The organism is Pseudoalteromonas fuliginea, from assembly GCF_000690055.1.
GTDB lineage: Bacteria > Pseudomonadota > Gammaproteobacteria > Enterobacterales > Alteromonadaceae > Pseudoalteromonas > Pseudoalteromonas fuliginea.
This window is the reverse complement of sequence record NZ_JJNZ01000030.1, coordinates 40906-65062: the sequence shown is the minus strand read 5'-3', so window position 1 is coordinate 65062 and position 24157 is coordinate 40906. Positions and strand designations below refer to the sequence as shown.

Here is a 24157-nt window from a genome sequence, read left to right as displayed (position 1 = left end):
TAATTATTAACTACACGGGAAAATTAAATGAAAACTCAATTACGCAAAACAGCTCTTTCACTTGCTATTGCAGCATGTGTTGGTGTAAGTGGCGCTGCAATGGCTAACGAAACGACCTCTGCAATTAAAGGTCAAGTAATGGGGCCTAATGGCAACCCAGCAGCCGGCACTAAAGTAACAATTTTACACGTGCCTTCTGGATCAGTAAAAACAACTGAAGTAAATGACGCTGGTTATTTCACAGCCAAAGGCCTACGTGTTGGCGGTCCTTATAAAGTAATTGTTGATTCTGATGTATATGCAGACCAAGAATTCAATAACATTATTCTTAATATTGGTAACGACTACCCAGTAAACGTTTCTCTTGAGTCACAATCAAGCATGGAACAAATTGTAGTTTCTGGCGCGCCAATTAGCTCTATGTCTGGTGGTACTGGTCCGGCGTCTACATTTACGCTAACTGATCTTGAAAATACACCAGCTATTAACCGTGATTTAAAAGACATTATCCGTATTGACCCACGTATCACAATCGATGATAGCCGTGGTTCAATTAACTGTGGTGGTGGTAACCCTCGCTACAACAGCTTAACGCTAGACGGCGTTCGTATGAACGATAACTTCGGCTTAAGCTCAAATGGTTACCCAACTATTCGCGCCCCTTTCTCTTTTGATTCAATTGAACAAGTTTCAGCTGAACTTGCACCGTTTGACGTTCAATACGGTGGTTTTACATCGTGTAACATCAACGCAGTAACCAAATCTGGTGGCAATGATGTTCATGGCGCTGTTTTCTATGATTACACTAGCGACTCTTTCAAGGGTGATAAAATTGAAGGTGATGACGTTGATAACGGTAACTATACTGAAAAACGTTACGGCTTCAACGTAGGTCTTCCACTAATTGAAGATAAACTATTTTTATTCACTTCATATGAAAAACTTGAAGGCGTTCAACAGTTTAACTACGATGGTTTAAGCAGCGGTAGTGTAACTGCTGATGATATTTCTCGAATTCAGAGCATTTCTCAATCTGTTTACGGTTATGATGCCGGTGGTATGCCTTCAAGTATGCCTGTTGAAGATGAAAAAATACTAGTTAAACTAGATTGGAACATCAACGAAGATCACCGCGCAAACTTAATCTACAACTACAACGATGGTAATACTGTTTCACAGTCTGATACTGGCTCTAGCCGTGTATCACTATCTAACCACTTTTATGACCAAAGTGCAGAATTCACTTCAATCATTGCATCTGTTTACTCTGATTGGTCAGATGACTTCTCTACTGAAGTTCGAATTGGTAAATCTGAGCTTGATGCAACAGTACAATCACTAGATGCAGCAAGCAGCTTTGGTGAAATGCAAATTCGTACCGACGATGGTGGTACAGTTTATATTGGTCCAGATGATTCACGTCAATCAAATGACTTAGATTACGATACAACTACATTTAAAGTTGCAGGTACTTACTACCTTGATCAACATACAATTACTGCTGGTTATGAGTTCGAAGAGTTAGATGTATTTAACTTATTCGTTCAGCATACTGAAGGTGAATATCGTTTTGACTCAATAAATAATTTTGAGGCAGGTCTTGCCGACCGTATCTACTACAATAATGCGGCAGGTACGAATGATCCAAATGATGCTGCTGCGAGCTTTTCATACGCTCAACATACATTTTACGTGCAAGACGAGTACTCGTTCACTGATTTAGATGCAAACATCACGTTTGGTCTACGTTATGATAAATACACCAGTGATGATGCACCTAACTTAAATCAAAACTTTACTGATCGCTATGGCTACAGCAACCAAAGTACATTTGATGGTATTGATTTAATTCAACCTCGTGTAGGCTTCCAATGGTACGCTACAGACGCACTTGAAGTACGTGCAGGCGTTGGCTTGTTCTCAGGCGGTAATCCTAACGTTTGGTTATCAAATTCATATTCGAATGATGGTATAACAAACATTGGTACATTACTTCGCGATGACGATAATAAAATTGATTTATTCAATACAGCTAATGTAAATGCTGGTAAACCAGGTTTTGAAGTTCCTCAGCAATTATTTGATGAGGTTGGTAATACTGTAATCGGCTCAGGTGATTCAGCAACAAACGCTGTTGACCCAGACTTCGAAATTCCTTCAGAATGGAAGTATTCACTTGGTGCAACATACACAACTGAAAACGAGTATGTTATTTCACTTGATTACTTATACTCTAAGAAAAGAGACGCTGCATTAACGCGTGACATCGCTCTTCAAGATAGCGGCGAAAATACTTTTGACGGTCGCCCTATCTACGAGTCAATTGAAGGTCGCAAGGAGGAATACCTTCTTACAAATGTAACTGGTGATAGCGGTGATTCATCGGTTATCTCATTAGCGGTTAGCAAGATGTTTGATAATGGTGTGAGCGTAAACTTTGGTTATGCATACACAGATTCTGATGATGTTAACCCAATGACTAGCTCTACAGCAGGTTCTAACTACGGTAATATTGCGCTAACAGATCCAGGTAACCCAGGTGTTGCTTCATCTGATTACGAAATCCCACATCGTTTTACTATGACTCTTGGTTATAGTCATGAGTTTGTTGATGGATTTGCTACTCGCTTTAACCTATTCGGTGAAGCATATAAAGGCTTACCTTACAGCTACACATTTGATGGCAGTGATAGCAAATTCGGTGACTCAAACTGGAATGGCAACCGCCAGCTATTGTATGTTCCACTAGAAAACGATCCTAACGTTGTTTACGACATGAGTGCTGCTGATATCAATGAATTCAATGAATTTATTGCATCAAATGGTTTAAAACGTGGTCAAACGACTAGCCGTAACGCAGAGAACTCTGATTGGTTTGTTAAGTTTAACTTTAAAGTGACACAAGAGCTTCCAGGTTTTATGGAAGGTCACAAAGGTGAAGCATTCTTCGTAATTGATAACCTTACAAATCTGTTAAACGATGATTGGGGCGTACTTAAGAAAGGTCCTTTCGTAGGCGCTAGCATGATTTCAACATCAATTGATGAAGAAGGCCGCTACGTATACTCAGACTTTAACAAAAACAACGCAAATACATCAGTACAATCTGATGCGTCTTTATGGCAAATGCGTGTAGGTGTTCGTTACACTTTCTAATTTAGAATTGTAAACAAATACATTTTTTAAAAGCCCACTTTGTGGGCTTTTTTATGCTTTTAATTTATTATTTAACTTTTCAAAAATACTCACTAATACTCCGTATTCTTCGTTGGTTAAAGTGCTCAGTAATTGTTTTTCCCAATTCAGTGCATCGGGCGCTATATTTTCATATAAGCTTTGCCCTGCTTTGCTCAGTACAAGTAAGGCCGCGCGTTTGTCTTGTGCATTTAACTCACTTTTCACTAAACCTTTATCTATTAAAACTTTTACCGCACGCGACACTGTCGACTTATCCATGTTTGCTTGCGTGCATAAATCCTTTGCGTTGCTCTGGCCATACTGCGCTAAGTTAGCAAGTATTCGCCACTGGGGAATATTTAAACCGTACTTAGTTTGATAAACCTCGGCAAAGTCGTTACTTACACGTGTTGCTACATTCGTTAATTGATAAGGTAAAAACGTTGCTAAATCAATTTTCATTTTTGGTTATCCCAGCTTTATAAGGCTTACTTTGGTGTTCATTAATATTTACGCAGGTGCATACTTGCACATTTGATATTAGTCTCACTTGAGAGTATCTTAACTGAAATAAAAATAATATTAAACCAACCCCCTCTCACAGGAGTCAGTAATGGCGACACAATTAAGTTATATGACCGGTTTTGGTAATGAATTTGAAACACAAGCGCTACCCGGTGCACTGCCAATAGGGCAATTTAGCCCACAAAAGGTTAAATACGATTTATACACCGAGCAATTTAGTTCGACTGCGTTTACGGCTCCTCGCGCTTCAAATCGCCGCACTTGGTTTTACCGTCTTCGTCCGTCTGTAGTGCAAGGAGATTACCAAGCAATTGATAACGGCCTAATAAGAACAGCTCCAATCACTGAAGCCGTAACACCACCAACAATGCTACGTTGGAATCCTATTGATATGCCTTCACAGTCTACTGACTTTATTGATGGCTTGGTAACGATGGCAGCTAATGGCAATGCTAATGGGCAATCTGGTATTGGCATTCATGTATATGTCGCTAATCGGTCAATGCAAGGACGTTACTTTTACAATGCCGATGGCGAAATGTTGTTTGTTCCTCAGCAAGGTGAGTTATTAATTCACACCGAGTGCGGTAAGTTAAGCATTAAGCCAGGTGAAATTGCTGTAATTCCCAGAGGAATTAAGTTCTCTGTTGATTTAATTGACGATACAGCCCGTGGTTATATTTGTGAAAATTATGGCCATGCTCTTGAGCTTGCCGAGCGAGGACCTGTTGGTGCAAACGGTTATGCCAACGACAGAGACTTTCAATACCCCGTTGCTGCCTTTGAAGATAAAGAAGGTGACTTTGAGCTTGTTTCTAAATTTAACGGTAATTTATTTAGCTGTGAAATTAAGCACTCTCCTTTTGATGTGGTTGCATGGACAGGTAATAGTGCGCCCTATAAATACGACTTATCGCGTTTTAATGTGATGAATACAGTGAGCTTTGATCACCCCGATCCATCTATATTCACTGTGCTAACCTCTCCTTCTGCTACTGAGGGTATGGCAAATGTCGATTTTGTGATATTTCCACCGCGTTGGATGGTAGCCGAAAATACATTTCGCCCGCCTTATTATCACCGCAATATTATGAGTGAATTTATGGGCTTGATTGAAGGTGTGTATGATGCAAAAGAGCATGGTTTTGTACCTGGTGGCGCAAGTTTACACAATTGTATGTCGCCACATGGACCTGAAGCCGACGTATTTGAAAAAGCCTCAAACGCTGAGCTTACACCACAAAAATACGAAAACACATTGGCCTTTATGTTTGAGTCGCGCTATATAATTTCACCGACAAAATATGCATTAGAAGGTAAAGAGCGCCAACTAAACTACACCGATTGCTGGCGTACTATTAAAAAACAATTTACAGGTTCACAGGATTAATTATGAAATTATACAGCTACTTTCGCTCATCAGCGGCTTATAGAGTGCGTATAGCGCTTAACTTAAAAGCAATCGATCATGAACTTGCTATTGTTAACCTTTTAAAATCGGAGCAGCTTGGGGAAGAATACTTAGCGACTAATCCGCAAGGGTTACTACCTGCACTTGAAACCGATAATGGTGTTTTAGCACAATCGCTTGCAATACTGGAATGGCTAGATGAAACTTATCCGCAATCGCCATTAATTACAGGGACTGCGTGGCAAAAGGCGCAAATAAGAAACTTAAGCTTTGCCATTGCTTGCGATATTCATCCTGTTAATAATTTACGCGTGCTGAAGTATTTATCAAACGAATTAGGTGTTGATGACGAGGCTAAAAATAAATGGTATCGACATTGGATAGAAGTTGGTTTTGAAAAAATAGAACTGATGCTAAACGAAAATGATGGCTACTGCTTTGGTGACCAACCAACACTTGCTGACATTTGTTTAGTGCCGCAAGTATTTAATGCAATTCGTTTTAACGTAGATATGAGCGCTTATCCAAAAATTGCAGCCATTTACGAACACTGTAATAAATTAGCTGCATTTAATGACGCTGCACCGCAAAATCAACCCGATGCAAATTAAGCCAATTTAGATTAACTTTGTAGCGCGCTATGAATAACCGTAACGTGCTCAATTAAATCTAAGCCCAGATCAGTTAAATATCCGCCATCTGGGCTATCTATAATCCCTTTTTCAAATAAACGTTGCGCTGCGCTAAGTAAGCTTGGCTCTGCGTCTGAATGTAATTTAATACCTTGCATTTTACTGTCGCGAGGGAATTTTGCTAATAGTGTGAATTCTTCGATCATTGTTTGATTAAATTGCATTGTGTGCACCTTTTTATTGTTCTGTGAATAACTAAGTTTATAATTAAATCACTTTGTGTACTTTACACTAGCACGTTTTTTAGCTTAATGTATTATTTTTACCCCCTATTTAAAGGCCTCTAATGCGTAACTTTTTAATTCTATGTTTTTGTTTTAGCAGCTTATCGTATTCAATACTTAGTGAAGCAACAACGCTTAAAACCCATTCAATTATTGATGCAAACCAGTTTGTAAATGAAGAATCAAACTGTTGGTATGACAACAAACGCTATAGCGAAGGGGCGTTAATACAAATTCACTCATTTACACTTTTGTGCGGTGCTAAAACACCCCAGCACAGTAACAGCCAACTCATTTGGCTTAAAATAGATAAACAAGGTAATGCTATTTACCCAACAGTTCCTAAAACAATCACTGTGAATTAGCGCTAAAAGCTGATTTGAGCTACAATGCACGCAGTTTAAATAAGTAGTATGGCTATGGATAATCAACCTAAAAACCCTTTACATGGGGTAACGTTAGAACAAATACTTGTTGAGTTAGAACAGCGACTTGGCTGGAGAACACTTGGCGAGCAAGTAAAAATCAAATGCTTTACTGATCAACCGAGCATTAAATCGAGTTTAAAGTTTTTGCGTAAAACGCCTTGGGCTCGCGATAAAGTGGAAGCACTTTATATTCACACTATAAATAACAAACCTATTCGTAGCCCAAAAAGTGCACCGAGAGAAACATCTTCTCAAGCGCCGGATACTACAGGGTTTGTTTGGCCATCAATTAAAAAATGATGTAAAAAAGGAGCTAATTTAGCTCCTTTTTTGATTGTAGCAAGCGCGATTTATTGCTCTTTACAAATCACATTTAATGAGGCTGGTTCAATAGTAATAACCAGTTTTTGAGCTGTTTTAACCTCACCGTCAAGTACATACTTAAGCTCTCCTTCGCCTGTAACCTCGACCCTTTTAGCATTTGTATGGTGCGAATTTATTGCTAAATGTGTTTGCGTTAAACTACTAAACATCAGTTCTGCAATACTTAGTACTGTAGTTGAATCTTCATTATTTGGTGTTAACCAATTTACATCGAGTAGTCCGTCACTATGATCAGGTTGCCCGCCACCTTGCGCCAATAACGTTGTAAAAGGCGCAGCATTAGCCACAATAAAGCTATTGGTGCAAATTTCTTGAGGTTCATTGTCATCAAGCTTTACGTTAAGTAACAATGATTTTTGCTCGTTAAAGGCTTGAAAAAAGCCGTTCAAATAAGCAAGTTGCCCTGATTTATTTTTGGATTTTCTATCTGCTTTTTCAATCATTGACTGCTCAAAGCCAATACCCGCAAGCAACAATACCAGTTCATTATTGCAATAAGCAGTATCTATTAAACTTGTTTGACCATTTATAATTAAATCACAAGCTTGTTCTACAGGAATAAATTTAGAGCTAATACCCATTAATACATGGGCTAGTGCATTCGCTGTACCCATTGGGATGATACCTAGTTTACATCGTGTATTTACAAGTATGCTTGCAACTTCTGCTACGGTACCATCGCCACCACACGCTATTATAATATCTGGATTTTGCGCAATTGCCTGTTTAGCAAGCTCAATACCATTAACCTCTTTTGAAGTAGTAAGCACTTTCAAATCGTAATAGGTCGATAGCCGCGCAACAATTAAATGCTCTTTTTCTTGCCATAATCGTGTACCAGATACAGGGTTTGCAATTAAAACGGCTTTGTTTTTAATCAGCAGTTCGCCTTTTTTATGGCGTTTAGCTAGATGACGAAGCTGATGCTTATTTAAGTTTGCGGTTTCGCGGGTTTCTTTTATTTGTGCAAGCACTTCATGTACATCTGCATTTTTATTTTGACTCAATAAATAAGCCGCCATAACAAAAACTGAACGCCCACGCCCTAAAGCGCAATGTACAACAACGCGATGATTTTCTTTAATATGGTGATGTATCCAATTAATAGCCTGATTTAACTGCGAATGGGTAGGAATACTATGATCGAGTACCGGAATATTTAAGTAATCAATACTTTCTTGCGTAGAGCTCCATTCGAGGCCGTCAAATTCACACGTTACATCTAAAATAGCCGTGATCCCGTTACTTTTTAATGTATCTATATCTGAGGGGAATAATCGGCAAGCTAAAAATAGATTTTCGTTTATTTGTTGAATGGGCGGTACTTTATCGCGCTTACGTGACCAAGCATTATAGATTTGTACACCAAGCAGAAATGGCACAAACGCCCAGCGTATATAAAAAGGGATCACCCCATTTTCACGTTTTCTAAATATTTTTGCAGTATTAAAAATATATGCGGTACTCACTAATAAAAGTGACAGTGCAGTCCAATAAAAAACAATAGCAAAATAAACAGAGTCCACTTCCCAACCAATAAAAATAAGCAGTAGTGCTAAAAGTGAATAACCAATTGCAGCCCACATAATTTCTCCTTGTTATAAATAATCCCGTTTTTTAATCTTAATTTAAACGGCTGTATAAATTATTTTGCAAGTATCACGCCATATAAAAAACACTTAAAACTCAAAAATATATCTTAACCAACTGATATTTAAAATAATAAAATACACTCCCTCAAGTGAACTCATTCTTTGTGCACTTTTTACAGACATGTGAATAAATTATACCTACATGTTTAGTTTCAATATCTTAACGGTTGTCGCTTGTATTAACGTATAACTCAGCCAGTATAAATAACTTGAACTCTGGAAAATAAATGGTAAGAGAAAAATAAATATGGTTCAGTACGTTAGTAATTCTCTTAACCAAAATTCAAGTTGAATAGCAATTTTTGCCTCCAAATCACCATTTCAACCGTTTACTCAATGATAATAAGAAAACAGGACCACTGTGGATAACGATACCCAACGTCCTCTTTTTAGCGCAAAAGAGCAAGGAGATACTAATGGACAAATTTGTGGGCTAAAATAAAAAAGCTAGCCAAGGTATTGGCTAGCTTACTTTTAGTCATCTATTTTTAACGTTACTGAGCTTTATCAAATGGCATCAGTAATGTTTTCATCGCAGGGCGAAGCGCTATAAGTACCGTTTCTTCGGTTAGTTCAGGGTAAAGTAACTTTCTGAGTAATAACCCTGCCATCATCGAAAATATAACATTAATTCGGCTTTCAAGTTCAAGCTCATCAATGTCTTTGAGCGCACTTCGCTCGCTTGTTAAAAGCTGCCTCATGCGCCCTCTTGCTTGAATATCAGTTTCGCGCAAAAGAGTAGCGACTTTCATATTACGACCTGCTTCTGCCATCATGTCTAAATCAATAACACACGAGCCCGTATCCATGTGTCGTTGCACACCAATATTTAAGCCATCTAAAAGAGCTGCTAAAACATCACCGGGGTGATCTTCAAACTTTTGAAAGATAGAGAACATTTCTTCCATATCTTTTTCAATAATGCTTTCTATAATGGCTTCTTTGCTTTCAAAGTAATTATAAATATGGCCTGCACTCATCCCTGCCGTTTTAGATATTTCTGCCATACCTGCACCGTGGTAACCTTTACGGCGAAAACACTCTGCAGCAGCTGTTAAAATTTGCTCACGCCTAGCAAGTGCTATCGCGGGATCTGTTTGCCTTTTTGCTTTAGGCTTCATGTTCAACTCCACTACCAAGTCATAAACTCAGTAAAGCAAGAGCTATAAATAGTCTCGCCATATAAATATGTAATGCGGCTTTAAAAGCCGCAAATATTATTTCTCTTCCTGAGTTGTTTCACTGGCTACATTCCATCCGCCACCAAGCGCTTTGTACAAGTTAATTTGACTCGCAAGATACGCTTGCTGACCCGCAATTAACTGCTGCTCAGCGCCGTACCACGTACGCTGAGCATCAAGTACTTGCAAGTAGCTATCTGCGCCTTTTTCGTAACGCATTTTTGATAAATCAAACGTGATTTGTCGGCTACTTATAAGCATATCAAGGGCACTTAATTGCTCTTGGTAACCTTCTCTATCAGCAAGTGCATCGGCAACTTCGCGAAACGCATTTTGAATTTTTTGCCGATACGTTGCCACTGCAATTTCTTGATCTGCTTTTGCTACATCAAGATTTGCTTGGTTACGTCCCATATTAAAAATAGGTAAGCTAATTGTCGGCACAAAACTCCATGTACCTGAGCCTGAATCAAACAAGCCACTTAAGTCACTTGAAGCAGACCCCGCATTGGCTGTTAAGCTTATGCTTGGATAAAACGCCGCACGAGCAATACCAATATTGGCATTAGCAGCAAGCATTAAGTGCTCAGCGGCTTTAATATCAGGGCGCTGTGATAACAAGTCAGACGGTAAACCAACGGGTACTTCTGGCATACTGATCAAGTTAGTCAGGTCTTTATTAGGCAGTAAATCAGCTGAAACAGATTTACCAACTAATAAATCTAAGGCACTTTTATCACGCTTTAACAAACGTTTGTACGTTGCTATGTCTACTTTTGCTGTAGCAACTGTACTTCTAAGCTGCTCAAGGGTAATTGAAGAAGCTGCACCTAAATCAAAGCTTTTTTGCGTAAGCGATAATGACTCTTGCTGAGAAGTCAGCGTTTCTTTTGCAAGCTCTAACAGTTGTAAATCCGTCGCGTAATTGAGCCATGCATTTGCCAACTCTGAAATTAACGACACTTGCGTGCTGTATTGGCTAAGCTCTGTAGAGTATAAATTTTGCAGGGCTTGCGCTGATTGGTTACGCACTTTGCCCCAAATATCTAACTCGTAGGAGGTAATACCCACTGTTGCACTGTACTGCGAGCTAATAGTAGCATCGCCAGTCCCCGCTAAATCAGCAGGTAAGCGCTGACGCGTACCTGATGCGTTTAAATCAAGAGACGGATACAAAGCAGAGTCTTCAATTTGATACAAACCACGCACACGCTGCACATTAAGCACTGCAATTTGCATGTCTTTATTATGCTCAAGGCTTTGGCTAATTAACGTTTGTAGTTTTTCATCATTAAAAAACTGCTGCCAATTTAATTGCTGCGCAGCGCTTTGCGCAGTACCTGATGCATAAGCATCAGATACTGGTAGCACAAGGTCTTTTTGCTCTGGCGCTAATTGACAACCGCTTAGCACCAATAAAGCAATTGCACTTAGGCTGAATGTTTTAATGCTCATTCTGCGCTCTCCTTTGTTGTTTCGTTAGTTTTACCAGGAAATATACGGCGAACTAACACAAAGAATAACGGTACAAATACAACAACTAATATTGATGATGCGAGTGTGCCGCCAATAATCGAAATACCTAACGCATTCTGCGCACCAGAGCCCGCACTTGAGGCTATTGCTAGTGGTAAAACACCACAAATAAAGGCCATCGAAGTCATGAGTATTGGGCGCAAACGTAAGCGTACAGCTGCAATAGCAGCATCAACTAAACCAAGCCCTTCTTCCATTTTATGAATCGCAAACTCAACAATGAGTATTGCATTTTTAGATGCCAAACCAATGGTGGTCAACAAGCCTACCTGCAAGTAAATATCGTTAGATAAACCACCAGCGAGTGCCGCCATAATCGCACCAAATATACCCAGTGGTACAATCATCATTACCGCAAATGGTACCGACCAACTTTCATAAAGCGCGGCTAAACATAAAAATACAAACAAGAGCGATAAGCCATATAATAAGGGTGCTTGACCACTACTTGAGCGCTCTTGGAATGAAATACCGGTCCACTCAGACGAAATACCATTAGGCAGCTGTTTAACTAATCGCTCCATTTCATCCATTGCTTGTCCCGTGCTGTAACCAGGCGCTGCACTACCTTGAATTTCCATTGCTGAAAAACCATTGTAACGCTCTAAGCGTGGTGAACCGTATGTCCAAAACGAGCTAGCAAAAGCTGAAAACGGCACCATGTCGCCATTATCATTGCGCACATACCACTTGTTTAGATCCTCAGGCACCATACGCGATTGCGCATCACCTTGTAGGTATACTTTCTTCACGCGACCACGGTCTATAAAGTCATTTACATAACTACTCCCCCAAGCAGTGGCAAGCGTGCTGTTTATATCGCCTTGTGAAACACCAAGTGCTTCAGCTTTAGCTAAATCTACATCAAGTTGAAGTTCTGGCATGTCTTCTTGTCCATTTGGACGTACGCCCGCTAAAATTGGGCTTTGGCTCGCCATACCTAATAATTGGTTTCTTGCCGCTAATAAATCATCATGTCCAAGGCCAACACGGTCTTGTAAAAAGAGAGTAAAGCCATTGGCCGTACCCAGCTCAACAATTGCCGGCGGTGGAAATGCAAAGACAAAGGCTTCTTTTATTGTTGAAAAGTAGCCCATTGCTTTACCTGCAACCGCTTTAACAGATAAATCATCTCGCTGACGCTCATCCCAATGCTTAAAGTTAACAAACGCAATCGCTGAGTTTTGGCCAGAACCTGCAAAACTAAAACCAGTCACGGTAAAAATACCGTTTACTGCTTCGGATTGATCATTTAAGAAATGGTTCTCTACTTTTTTAACAACCTCAAGTGTTTCTTGTGTTGTGGAGCCTGCCGGTAATGACACTTGGTTAAACAAAATACCTTGGTCTTCGTCAGGCAAAAATGCCGTTGGTAAGCTTGAGAATACATAAACCATGCCGCCCACAATCACGCCATAAATAAGCAGATAGCGCTTAGAGTGCGTAAGCATACGGCCCACAAAACTTTGTGCACCTGAGTTTGTTTTATCAAAACCACGGTTAAAGCCTGTAAAAAATCGGCCAAATAACGTGTTATTGTTATGTACATGGCTTGGTTTTAAAAGCGTTGCACACAATGCAGGTGTTAAAATTAGGGCCACTAAAACCGATAACCCCATCGCAGATACAAGTGTTATAGAAAATTGACGATAAATAATCCCAGTAGAGCCGCTAAAGAACGCCATTGGTATAAATACCGCAGAAAGTACCATGGCAATACCGACCAACGCGCCTTTAATTTCATCCATAGATTTACGCGTAGCTTCAAGTGCCGATAGCTTCTCTTCGGTCATTAAGCGCTCAACATTTTCTACAACAACAATGGCATCATCTACTAATAGGCCTATGGCAAGTACCATAGCAAACATGGTTAACGTATTTATTGAATAGCCAAAGGTGTATAAAATACCAAATGTACCTAACAACACTACTGGTACAGCAATGGTCGGAATAAGCGTTGCTCGGAAGTTTTGTAAAAACAAATACATGACGACAAACACTAAAATAACCGCTTCAATAAGCGTATGAACTACTTTTTCAATTGATAAAGATACAAATGGTGTGGTGTCATAGGGTACAACTACATCTAACCCTTCAGGAAAATAAGGTTTTAACTCTTCAATTGCGGCTTTAACGCCTGCCGCTGCATCAAGTGCATTCGCGCCACTGGCCAATTTAATACCTAAACCCGAAGCAGGTTGTCCATCGTAGCGTGCTACAACACGGTAGCTTTCGCCACCCAACTCTACACGTGCAACATCCTCAAGGCGGACAAAAGAGCCATCAGGATTTGTTTTTACTAAAATATTCTCAAACTGCTCGACCGTTTGTAAACGACTTTGCGCTGTCACCGTTGCATTAAGTTGCTGCCCAGCAACTGCTGGCATCCCTCCTAATTGCCCCGCAGATACTTGTGCATTTTGCGCGCTAATTGAGGCGCTAATATCCGCTGGCGTTAGTTTGTAATTTTGCAGTTTTGAAGGGTCTAACCAAATTCGCATAGCGTATTGTGAGCCAAATAATTGCACTTCACCTATGCCTTCAACACGTGAAACAATATCTTGCACGTTTGATGATACATAATCACCAATATCGATGTTGGTCATACTGCCATCTTTAGACACAAAACCTAATACCATCAAAAAGTTACGCGCAGACTTTGCAACAACGACACCTTGCCTTTGTACTTCTTCAGGTAAAAGTGGTGTTGCTGTCGCTAATTTATTTTGCACTTGAACTTGTGCAATATCAGGGTCTGTTTCGGCGCTAAACGAAAGAGTAAGCGTTGCTGAACCGCTCGACTCAGACGTTGATGACATATAAAGTAAGCCATCAAGCCCTTTCATTTTTTGCTCTATAACTTGCGTAACCGTATCTTCAAGCGTACGTGCAGATGCACCAGGGTACGTTGCCGTGATACTAATTGCTGGCGGTGCAATTGACGGATACTGTGCAATTGGCAAGCTTTGTATAGCCAAAATACCTGCTAGCATCACTACTATTGCCAGTACCCATGCAAAAATGGGCCTGTCGATAAAAAATCGTGACATTACAACTCTCCGTTATTGCGCTTTATCAGCTTTTGTAGATGACTGAATTTCAGAAGGACTCACTGGCGCACCCGGGCGAATTTTTTGTAAGCCTTCTACAATTAATTTATCGCCATCACTTAGGCCATCAGTAACAAGCCAATCTGAACCAACGGTTCTATCCACTTTTAACACGCGACTTTCTACTTTATTGTCTTTACTGACAACCATTGCTGTTGGCTCGCCTTTGTTGTTACGGCTTACACCGCGTTGCGGTACTAAAATCGCATCCGCTTTAACGCCTTCAACAATAGATGCACGTGCATACATGCCTGGTAATAATAGCTTTTCAGGGTTAGGGAACTTAGCGCGCAAAGTTACAGAGCCGGTACTTGGGTCAACAGTCACTTCTGAGAACTGCAACGTTCCTTTGTGAGAATACGCCGAGCCATCTTCCATTATTAATTCAACATCTGTTTGGCTGTTTGCATCAATACCTAAACGGCCAGATGCAATCGCTTTTTTAAGTTGCGTCAACTCATTGCTCGATTGTGTTAAATCAATATAAATTGGGTCTAATTGAGTCACTGTAGCAAGTGCTGTACTTTGATTTGCACTTACTAGTGCACCCACTGTTACGCTTGATTTACTAATTTGGCCACTAATAGGGGAAGACACATGGCTGTAATCAAGGTTAATTTGTGCTGATTTTAACTGGGCTTTAGCCGTTAATAATTCAGCATTTGCTTGTTTGTACGCAGCATCCGCTTCGTCAAAATCTTGTTGACTCACTGCTTTGATTTTTAAGAGTTCGCCGTAACGTGATGCTTTTGATTTAGAGCTGGCGATGCTTGCCTCTGCGCGTGCAACGCTCGCTTCACTTGCTGCAAGGTCTGCTTCAAATGTAGCTGGGTCTATTTGATACAGTGCTTGGCCTTGCTTAACCTCTTTACCTTCGACAAATAAACGAGATTGCACAATACCACTTACTTGTGGGCGAATTTCAGCAATTTGAAATGCACTGATACGCCCAGGAAGTTCTTTTTTGAGAGTAAGCGCTTGGCTTTTTAATGTCAGTACACCCACTGGCACAGCTTGAGGAGCTGAAGCTTGTGACTGCTCAGTTGCTTGGTCACAACCAGTTAAAGCAACAGAACCTACGAGGGCGGACAATACAAATAAAGCGATGCGGGAACGCTGCATGTTAAATACCTTTTAGTTTAGAGTGAACGATCATTCTAAATTAAAACGCGCTGAGAATGAATCTTAATTAGAAGAAATTTACACAAACTTACACTCCTCAGTACAATATACGTCTTAGGTTGCATTTAATGTTAATTAGATGAAAATAGAATCAAGACTGTATGAAAATAAAACAAATGAACATATTGAAATAATATCTCATTTTAGAAACGGAGTGTTTAACAGACACAAAAAAGCCAAGCAAATACACAGCTTGGCTATTTATATAAAAACTAAAGCGCACCTTATTTTAAAGGATATTAGCACTGTGCTAAGTAATAACTCTTGAAACTAATAACTGCTCTACCCTAATACCCTCTACATCAACCACTTCGAATTTAAAGCCTGAAAAGGTTAAATGTTCCGCACGCTTGGGTATTCGCTTCATATTGTAAATTAAAAAGCCTGCAACGGTTTCATAGTGCATTTGCTCAGGAAACTCTTCTATGTCCAGCAGTTTTGCTAAATCGCTAATCGGAGTTAAACCATCAACTAACCAAGAGTCTTGATCGCGTTCTATAATTAATTCATCGCCTTGGTGAGTTATTAAATCCCCCATAAAGCCTTTCATTAAGTCTTTTACCGTAACGATACCGACCGATAAAGCGTATTCATTAACAACAACGGCAAACGGTTTGGCTGCACTTTTAAAGGCATTTAATGCTTCTGATAGGCTTAATGTCTCGGGTAAATAAAAAACATCTTTATCAATCAACTCATCATTTATATTGGCTGCTTCACCTTTTAATACTTGTCGTAAAATATCTTTTGATTCAACAGAGCCATGTAACTTATCTAAGCTCCCTGACACCACTAAAAAGTGATTATGAGGATGATCAATAATTTTAGTCGCAATATCATGACTCGATTCGTTTAAATCAAAATAGACAATTTGGTCGCGTGGCGTCATTACACTTGATAAAAACCGCGCTTCTAAATCAAACACATTGCCTATTAATTCATACTCTTGCTTTTGCAAGCTTCCGTATGCAGCACCTGCATCCATCATCGCAACAATATCTTCAGTTGTTACATTGTCTTCCCGCTCTGCGGGTACTTTAAATAAGCGCAGTACAAAGTTAGTTACACCATTAAAAAACATCACTAACGGGGTTAAGGCAAAGGTCACCCAACGCATTATAGTCACCACTCTCACAGCGACTGCTTCTGGCATGATCATCGCTAAGCGTTTGGGCATTAAATCGGCGAACAAGATAAACAGAGATGTAATAGTAAAAAATGAGAATAAAAAGCTAATTTTTTCTAAGTGTGCACCTTGATAAAAAAGCACTAAAACACTTTCAACATAAGGCGATAAAGCCTGCTCGCCCACAATACCACCCAAAATCGCAATCGCGTTGAGTGCAATTTGAATCATGGCAAAAAAAGCCCCTGGATTCTCTTGTAGCTTTAATACCGCTGCAGCTTTTATATTTCCTTCATCTGCCATTACTCGCAGTTTTATTTTACGCGACGCCGCAATTGCTATTTCTGACATAGCAAACAACGCACTGATCAAGATCAATAAGCTAATCCCGATTAAATCACCCATTTAACGCTCCAAAAAAGTTAGTGCTTTTGAAACAAAAGCAGCTGATTATAGTCGGTTTTTTAAACGCAGCAATTTAAATTTAAAAAATATATTAAAGTAATTATATTTCATGGTGTTATATTAATAAAACCACTTATTTTACTGTTCTAATATTTTTAAATGCAGCTTTTAATTGCGTAACTAAGGCAGGATCCATATTAATATTGCAAGCAAAGTACAAAGGGGATTGTGTTGTATTTAAACTGAGAACAGGTTCAAGTAATTTAAGCCTTGGCTCAGCTTGAATTCGATAGTCAAATTGCTTTTTACTAAGCACAACAAAATCTAGAATATCGTCGCGAGTACTAATAAGTTTATCTATTTTGTCTAGGCTATCTATAAGTAATAAATGCTTACTTTCGCTAAAGCCACGCTCTAACAAATAATGATGACTAAAGTTATCACGCAGTACTGCTATTTTATACTTTTTGGCATCATTGAGAGTATTTAACTTTATACCTCTCGACTTAAGCCCATATATAGCAGAGTCAAAGCTTTCTAGCTCGCCTATCCAAGTAAACTTATTCTCTCTATTAGGGAGTCGCACTATCGAAAATATACAGGTGTTTTTATCACGTAATGTTGCGTTGTACGATATGGCCCAACTATAGGCAAACATAGTGTAATTTATACCTGACCCTTCTAGCGCTTTATGAACTTTATCTACAGAGCGGCCAATGAGTTTGTTATCTTCATTGATGTACTGAAAGTCCGGAAATACTTCCGTTACTATTGTAATTTCAGTGGCGTTAACCTTAATACAGATAACGCACAGTAAAAAGATAAACCACTTCATTTAACTGAGCCTCATGATAAGTACATTAATAAATATAGCTGAGGCTCTGCGAACTGCTAGTTTTTAGTAGTGTATAAGCACGACCAATTTACTTGTTCATTGCGTTGATTAAAAAGGCCGATATTTTAGCGCCTTCTCTGAGTGTTGTTTCAGAACTAGACTGACCGACAAGCGAACTGTCGGTGAATGGCGCTATTTCCATCATATCAGCCCCCGTAATTGGAAACTCATCCGCAATGGCTGATAAAATATCAAGCGCATGCTTTGGTGTTAAACCATTATGTTCTGGCGTACCTGTGGCAGATGCAAACTCGGCATCAAGCGCATCAATATCAAAGCTTACATATACTTCATCAACGTTATCGGCTTTTAATTGTGCAATAGCGTCGGCAGCAACCGCTGCTGCGCCGCGCTCAATGATTTCATGTGCCCAATGTTGCTTAACGCCAAAGGTACTTTCCCAGTGCGCTTTAGGCTTGCCACTTGAGCGTATACCAAATTGTATTAAATGATGCGGTGCCGGTAAAAACTCTAATATATGTGTACACCACGAGCCAAAACATAAATCAATACCTAAGCGCTCCACAAGTAAATCGGTATGCGCGTCAAAATGAATAATAGCCGTGCGCTTACCTTGCTCACGTTTTGCTTTTAAGTACGCTTTAGTAAGTGGGTAACTAATTGAGTGATCGCCACCAATACCAAATAATCCTTTATCTTTAAACGTTGCGTAAAAACTGTCGCAGACATCTTCAGTGATTGATAATGGGCTTACGTAATAATCGTTATCTTCATCACCATATAAAGCTTTTTGGCAATTAGAAATGGTTGCATCATTTAGGTATTTGTCATGAAGTAAATGTGGGATTACACGTACATCGCCTAAATCAAACGAATGACATTGCGGATGCTGATCAATTAATGCTGAGCGCACAAACAATGGCCCCCAGTTTGCACCGCGTAAAATTCCACCGCCACAGTCTGAACTAATACCTAACATAACGGCTTTATGTGGTGAGCTTGGTAATTCGTTTAAAGACTCGCGCCACAAGTTATCAACGTTTTCAGTTTGTCCGTAAAGTTTATTACGCAGTGCGGCTTTGCGCTCTTTTGCAGTATTTACTGTGTATACGCCATCGCCCGGTGCGCACAAACAGTGCTCAACTTTGTTTTTAAATGCTTCAAATTGTGTGCTCATAATAAACTCCTTCGGTTTTTATTCTGTACGTAGCTAATTAGTTTTGATTACTTTTGATTAGTTATGCAAAATCACTAAAAGTGCCTAAACTTCAAATAAATGTCACTTTGCTAAATAAGTCAGTGCTTAATATAAGTAAACACGTTAGTTTTTACGTGTTCACTACAAGATTAAGCCATTGAATTTATTTGATATTAATGAAACTTTGTAATCATCCATTTAATCGTAGTTACGCGCTTGAGTGATACTTATTATGTCTGCTTGAACATGTCAACAGCGCAACAAGGCTACGTATATAAGTACTTGAGTGAATATTCATAGTTGGTGAATAAATCAAATTAGCCCTTAAAATTATTAAGGCTTTATTGGAAGAGTTAAGATAAAACGGACAATCGTCCTGTACTTAATAAACGTTTCTAGCAATGATGCTAGATTGACAACAAATTATTATAAAAGGCTTAGCTATGGAAAAGGTATTTCACTTAGGACTATGTATTGACGATCTTAAAGGTGCAAAACTTGCGATTGTACCGGGCGATCCAGATCGTGCAGCACGTATTTCACAATTCCTAGACAACCCAACCTGCCTTGCTCAAACTCGCGAGTTTCATGTTTATTTAGGTCAATTAAACGGCCACTCTGTGGTTATATGTTCTACAGGTATTGGTGGTCCATCTACGTCGATTGCAGTAGAAGAATTAGCACAACTTGGCGTGCGTAAATTTTTACGTATTGGTACAACCGGTGCAATTCAGCCACACATTAACGAAGGCGAAATTTTAATTAGCCAAGCGTCTGTACGTTTAGATGGAGCTAGCCAACACTTTGCACCACTTAGCTACCCTGCTGTATCTGACTTTTATGCAACACAAGCTATGGTACAAGCATGTAAAAACCTAAATATCGATTTTCATATTGGTATTACTGCATCAAGCGATACATTCTACCCAGGGCAAGAGCGTTACGATACGCACTCTGGTTACGTTCCTAAATCACTACAAGGTAGCTGCGAAGAGTGGCAAAAATTGGGCGTGATGAACTACGAAATGGAATCGGCAACATTATTTACTATGTGTGCAGCCCTTGGATTACAAGCAGCATGTGTAGCAGGCGTACTTGTTAACCGTACTCGCCAAGAAATACCAAATGTAGACCACGGTGAAATTGAGCGTAAATCTGTAGCAGTCGTATTAGAAGCAGCTAAAGTATTACTTGATTAATACAGATTATAGCAGTTAGTGAGTTATTTAATTCGATAGAATGACTCGCTTTAATAAAGCACAGCTCCGGCTGTGCTTTATTGTATGCAAGCCACTATTTAAGTGGTGCGCTAATTACTTTAAGTGCTGGTAAATGCGTAAAACTGGCAAGTACAGCTTTTGCCACTTGCGACTGGTTTTCACGACCCGCTGTTTCGAGCAATGTTATTCCCTTCACCGTACTTTCGTTAAAGCTAAGCCCAGCTAAAAAGAACTGACTTAGTGCACTTTGCAGTGGCGACAAGCTTGGGCTGTACGCTGCGTTTTCTGCGTAACTTCCGTAAAAGTCACCATCACTAAATGTACTTATTTTTACGGCGCTAAAGTTTTGGCTGTAAGGCACATACGCATTAAGTGCAAAACGCGCAAGGGTTTCATCAAGGCCATCAAAGCTAAACTTACCTTGCTGTGGTTTTGGGTTAAATAAGCTAAATTCGTTACCTAAATCGGTAGGTCCAAATGAATGCGGCAGTAATTCAGCAAGTTTAAATTGCTGATCAGGAAGTAAAATATCAAACTCTTTCGCATCAGCTAGTTCGTTCATAAACTGGCGACAATACCCACAAGGCGCATCGCTAATAGCAATTTTAACTATTTTTTTAGCGCCGTTTAACCATGCGTTATTTATAGCCGATTGCTCTGCATGAACCACTAAACTCAATGCTTGATGATCAAACTCTACATTCGCACCAAAGTAAAAGTTTACCTCACCCTTTTCATCAAGCGCTTTAACAATTGCGCCTACATGAAAATCTGACACTGGCGCAACGGCATACTCAGAAGCTAAAGGTACTAAACCTTGTAGTAATACATCATCAGACACATTGAGTTGCGCGCATAATACTTTAATATTATTAGAATTTAATATGCCACGTTGTGATTTTAATTGACTACGTAATGACGCTGTTTGCGCTACGCTTAATGTGAAGTGCGAATTTGTAAGTGCTGTATCTTGCTGTACAGTAAAAGTTGCTGAAGCCATAATATTTTTTAATTATTCAATGGCTAAGTAGTTTAAAAGGTTAGGGTGTTAAATACCAGCCTATTTAACGCAAAAAAAGGGAGCACATCGCGTGCTCCCTTTTAATACTAATAGGTATACCTAACAAAATAAAGTGTTAGCCGGTATTACGCATACCTGCAGCTATACCTGTCATCGTGATCATTAACGCATTATCAATGTCACCTTCGTTTCGTTTTTCCTCTGAGCGAGCACGGCGTAAAAGCTCAACCTGTAATAGGTTAAGTGGATCGGTGTAAGGATTACGTAAACTAATCGACTCCTTAATCCAAGGTTGTTCGGCGAGTAGGCTTTTTTGTGGGCTAAGTGATTGCACCAAGCTAATCGCTTCTTGAAGCTCTTTACGAAGTGTTACACCCAATGGTTTGTACATATCTTCCACCAGCGCATTATCGTAATGCTCACTCAACCAGCAATCGGCTTTACTAAATACCATTTCTAACATTTCTAGGCGCGATCTAAAGAACGGCCACTGTAAGCTCATTTCGTTGAGTGTTTCTGCGCCGTACTTATTAAGCGCAGCTTTTAAGCCAGTTAACGCACCTAACCATGCAGGTAGCATTAAACGGTTTTGGCTCCACGCAAAAATCCATGGAATAGCACGCAGGCTTTCAACGCCACCATTAGGATTACGTTTTGCAGGACGCGAGCCAAGCGGTAACTTAGACAACTCAAGCTCAGGTGTTGCCATTCTAAAGTAAGGTACAAAGTTTTCATCGTGGCGAACTACATTACGGTAGTGTTCACACGACTCCTCACTTATTAGCTTCATTACTTCGCGCCACTGCGGTTTTGGCTCCGGCGGCGGTAATAAGTTACTTTGTAGTACCGCGCCTGCGTAAATATTTAAGCTTTGCAGTGCTACATCGGGTAAACCAAATTTAAAGCGGATCATCTCGCCTTGCTCGGTTACACGCAACCCCCCTTTTAACGAACCTGGCGGTTGTGAATGCAGCGCTTGTGCAGCAGGTGCCCCACCACGCCCTACTGTGCCACCACGTCCGTGGAATAAAACAAGCTCAATACCACGAGCATCAGCAAGCTGTACTAGCTTATCCATTGCTTCGTACTGGGCCCAACCTGCTGCCATCATGCCGGCATCTTTAGCAGAATCAGAGTAACCAATCATTACATTTTGGGTGTTTTTAATGTGCCCGCGATACCAAACATTATCAAGTAATGTAGTAATTACATCACTGCCTGCGTTTAAATCGTCGAGTGTTTCAAACAACGGTGCTACTGGTAAATCAAAGCTACAGCCGCTTTCTTTTAGCAATAATTGTACTGCTAAAATGTCTGATGCTGTTCGCGCCATCGAAATAATATACAAGCCAAATGTTTGTTCGTCTTGCTTAGCAATCACATCAAAGGTGTCTAGCACTTCTTGAACATCAGGGCTTGGTTGCCAATGTTTTGGAATAAGCGGTCTGCGAGAGTTAAGCTCAGTAAGTAAAAAAGCTTGTTTGTCTTGCTCTTGCCATTGGTTGTAGTCGCCTAAACCTAAATAACGCGTCAGCTCTGAAAACACATCGCTGTGGCGAGACGAATCTTGGCGCACATCGAGTTTAGCTAAACGCAAGCCAAAGCTATTAATACGGTACAGTAAATCAAGCAATAAGCCATCAGCAACGACTTTCATATTACACTTTAATAACGAGCGATAGCAGACCTCTACAGGGTGTTTAAGCTGATTAATATCGGTAATTAAATCTTGTGAATCGCTACGCTTATTTTTAATTTTAGCGCCAAGATGAGCTACTGTTTCTGCAACTTGGTTTTTAAGCTTTTTGATCACCGCTCTGTATGGTTCAAAGTCTTGACCTGCCAACTCAATAAGCTCATCACTGGCATCTGACATAGAGAGTTCAGCGCATAACGTTTTTAAATCTTGAATATATAAGTTAAGCGCCATCCAACGACCATGGTCAAGCACTTCTGCTGTAACCTGCGATGTTACAAATGGATTTCCATCACGGTCTCCACCCATCCAAGATGTGAACTCAATCGGGCTGTAATCTTTTGGTAGATCTAAGTTCAATTGCTCTTTAACATTGGCTGAAAATTCACGTAAAAAGCGCGGAACAGCGTGCCATAGACTGTTTTCGATTACCGCATAACCCCATTTAGCTTCATCAACTGGCGTTGGGCGAGAGCGACGAATGTCGTCGGTATGCCAAGCCTGACTAATAAGCTGTTCAATACGATTTAAAATAGCATCTCGCTCTAGCGGTAAGTTATCTTTTCGCTCAAGCGACGCTAAGCAATCACTTAGTTCAACATGTTTATTAATGATAGTACGGCGCGTCACCTCGGTTGGGTGAGCGGTTAATACTAAGTTTATGTGGAGTTTTGAGAGTGTTTCGGCCAAATGATTACTATCTAGCTGGCCTTGTTCTGCTTTTGTAACTAACGTTTTTAATGTTTGAGTGAGAGGGTTTTGTTGACCAAGGCCAACGTCATTAAAACGCGAAACGGTATGAAATTGTTCTGCTACATTAGCAAGGTTTAAAAAATGATTAAATGAACGGGCAACCGGCAAAAGCTCTTCATCACTAAGCGCATGTAAAACATCTATTAGCGCTTGTCTGTCGTCTTCATTACCACTGCGAGATGATTTAGATAAAGCCCGAATTTCTTCTACTTTATCTAAAATAGCTTGGCCTTGAGCATCTTTAATTGTTTGTCCTAGAAGTTGCCCTAATAAATTTACATTACCTCGCAAGGCGGCGTATTGTTCACTCATTTCTCATTCTCCTTTATTTCGTAGGGCACTATTAATATCATCATGTAGGGATATTTAATAGATCCATT

The 24157-nt window shown here is 39.9% G+C and carries 18 protein-coding genes; 6 read left to right on the top strand and 12 right to left on the bottom strand.

Annotated elements, in window-relative coordinates:
• Positions 1–27: 27 nt before the first annotated feature.
• Positions 28–3156, top strand: coding sequence for a TonB-dependent receptor (locus tag DC53_RS10150; protein WP_007375547.1), 3129 nt, complete (start codon positions 28–30; stop codon positions 3154–3156).
• A gap of 51 nt (positions 3157–3207) precedes the next feature.
• Here DC53_RS10150 and DC53_RS10155 read toward each other — a convergent pair whose 3' ends face one another.
• Positions 3208–3639 (bottom strand): MarR family winged helix-turn-helix transcriptional regulator, encoded by a 432-nt coding sequence (locus DC53_RS10155; RefSeq protein ID WP_007375548.1) that lies wholly within the window; start codon positions 3637–3639, stop codon positions 3208–3210.
• Between the two features lie 151 nt (positions 3640–3790).
• Here DC53_RS10155 and hmgA point away from each other — a divergent pair, with 151 nt between their 5' ends.
• Positions 3791–5092, top strand: coding sequence for a homogentisate 1,2-dioxygenase (gene hmgA / locus DC53_RS10160; protein WP_033029804.1), 1302 nt, complete (start codon positions 3791–3793; stop codon positions 5090–5092).
• Between the two features lie 2 nt (positions 5093–5094).
• Positions 5095–5724, top strand: coding sequence for a maleylacetoacetate isomerase (maiA, locus tag DC53_RS10165; RefSeq protein ID WP_007375550.1), 630 nt, complete (start codon positions 5095–5097; stop codon positions 5722–5724).
• Between the two features lie 11 nt (positions 5725–5735).
• On the opposite strand, the gene DC53_RS10170 is transcribed toward maiA, so the two are convergent.
• Positions 5736–5969: a TIGR02647 family protein gene (locus tag DC53_RS10170; protein ID WP_007375551.1), complete on the bottom strand. Its 234-nt coding sequence runs from the start codon at positions 5967–5969 to the stop codon at positions 5736–5738.
• Between the two features lie 122 nt (positions 5970–6091).
• Between DC53_RS10170 and DC53_RS10175 the strand changes: the two genes are divergently transcribed.
• Together DC53_RS10175 and DC53_RS10180 are read left to right on the top strand one after the other, a co-directional pair.
• Positions 6092–6394, top strand: coding sequence for a DUF1496 domain-containing protein (locus DC53_RS10175; RefSeq protein ID WP_033029801.1), 303 nt, complete (start codon positions 6092–6094; stop codon positions 6392–6394).
• 54 nt (positions 6395–6448) lie between these two features.
• Positions 6449–6757, top strand: a complete 309-nt coding sequence (locus DC53_RS10180) for a VF530 family protein (protein ID WP_033023078.1) — start codon at positions 6449–6451, stop codon at positions 6755–6757.
• 50 nt (positions 6758–6807) lie between these two features.
• On the opposite strand, the gene DC53_RS10185 is transcribed toward DC53_RS10180, so the two are convergent.
• The 8 genes from DC53_RS10185 to DC53_RS10220 form a co-directional block, all read right to left on the bottom strand.
• Entirely contained in the window at positions 6808–8427 is a 1620-nt protein-coding gene (locus DC53_RS10185; RefSeq protein ID WP_033029794.1) for a diacylglycerol kinase family protein, read from the bottom strand.
• A 560-nt stretch (positions 8428–8987) separates the two neighbouring features.
• Positions 8988–9614, bottom strand: a complete 627-nt coding sequence (locus DC53_RS10190) for a TetR/AcrR family transcriptional regulator (protein ID WP_033029791.1) — start codon at positions 9612–9614, stop codon at positions 8988–8990.
• Between the two features lie 96 nt (positions 9615–9710).
• On the bottom strand, positions 9711–11129 hold the full coding sequence (locus tag DC53_RS10195; RefSeq protein WP_033029788.1) for an efflux transporter outer membrane subunit: 1419 nt from the start codon (positions 11127–11129) through the stop codon (positions 9711–9713).
• Positions 11126–14260, bottom strand: a complete 3135-nt coding sequence (locus DC53_RS10200; RefSeq protein ID WP_033029783.1) for an efflux RND transporter permease subunit — start codon at positions 14258–14260, stop codon at positions 11126–11128. Before DC53_RS10200 ends, DC53_RS10195 begins: the two co-directional genes overlap by 4 nt.
• A 12-nt stretch (positions 14261–14272) precedes the next feature.
• Positions 14273–15442: an efflux RND transporter periplasmic adaptor subunit gene (locus DC53_RS10205; RefSeq protein WP_007375558.1), complete on the bottom strand. Its 1170-nt coding sequence runs from the start codon at positions 15440–15442 to the stop codon at positions 14273–14275.
• Positions 15443–15752: 310 nt separating this feature from the next.
• Positions 15753–17033: a polyamine export protein PaeA gene (gene paeA / locus DC53_RS10210; protein ID WP_007375560.1), complete on the bottom strand. Its 1281-nt coding sequence runs from the start codon at positions 17031–17033 to the stop codon at positions 15753–15755.
• A 133-nt stretch (positions 17034–17166) separates the two neighbouring features.
• On the bottom strand, positions 17167–17868 hold the full coding sequence (locus tag DC53_RS10215; RefSeq protein ID WP_007375561.1) for a substrate-binding periplasmic protein: 702 nt from the start codon (positions 17866–17868) through the stop codon (positions 17167–17169).
• Between the two features lie 88 nt (positions 17869–17956).
• Positions 17957–19066: an arginase family protein gene (locus tag DC53_RS10220; RefSeq protein WP_007375562.1), complete on the bottom strand. Its 1110-nt coding sequence runs from the start codon at positions 19064–19066 to the stop codon at positions 17957–17959.
• Between the two features lie 464 nt (positions 19067–19530).
• Here DC53_RS10220 and udp point away from each other — a divergent pair, with 464 nt between their 5' ends.
• On the top strand, positions 19531–20286 hold the full coding sequence (gene udp / locus DC53_RS10225; RefSeq protein ID WP_007375563.1) for a uridine phosphorylase: 756 nt from the start codon (positions 19531–19533) through the stop codon (positions 20284–20286).
• A gap of 94 nt (positions 20287–20380) precedes the next feature.
• Here udp and cdd read toward each other — a convergent pair whose 3' ends face one another.
• Both cdd and ppc read right to left on the bottom strand, forming a co-directional pair.
• Positions 20381–21307, bottom strand: coding sequence for a cytidine deaminase (gene cdd, locus DC53_RS10230; protein ID WP_033029778.1), 927 nt, complete (start codon positions 21305–21307; stop codon positions 20381–20383).
• A gap of 136 nt (positions 21308–21443) precedes the next feature.
• The gene (gene ppc / locus DC53_RS10235; protein ID WP_033029776.1) at positions 21444–24089 is read right to left on the bottom strand and encodes a phosphoenolpyruvate carboxylase; all 2646 of its coding nucleotides are present in this window, start codon (positions 24087–24089) and stop codon (positions 21444–21446) included.
• Positions 24090–24157 lie beyond the last annotated feature (68 nt).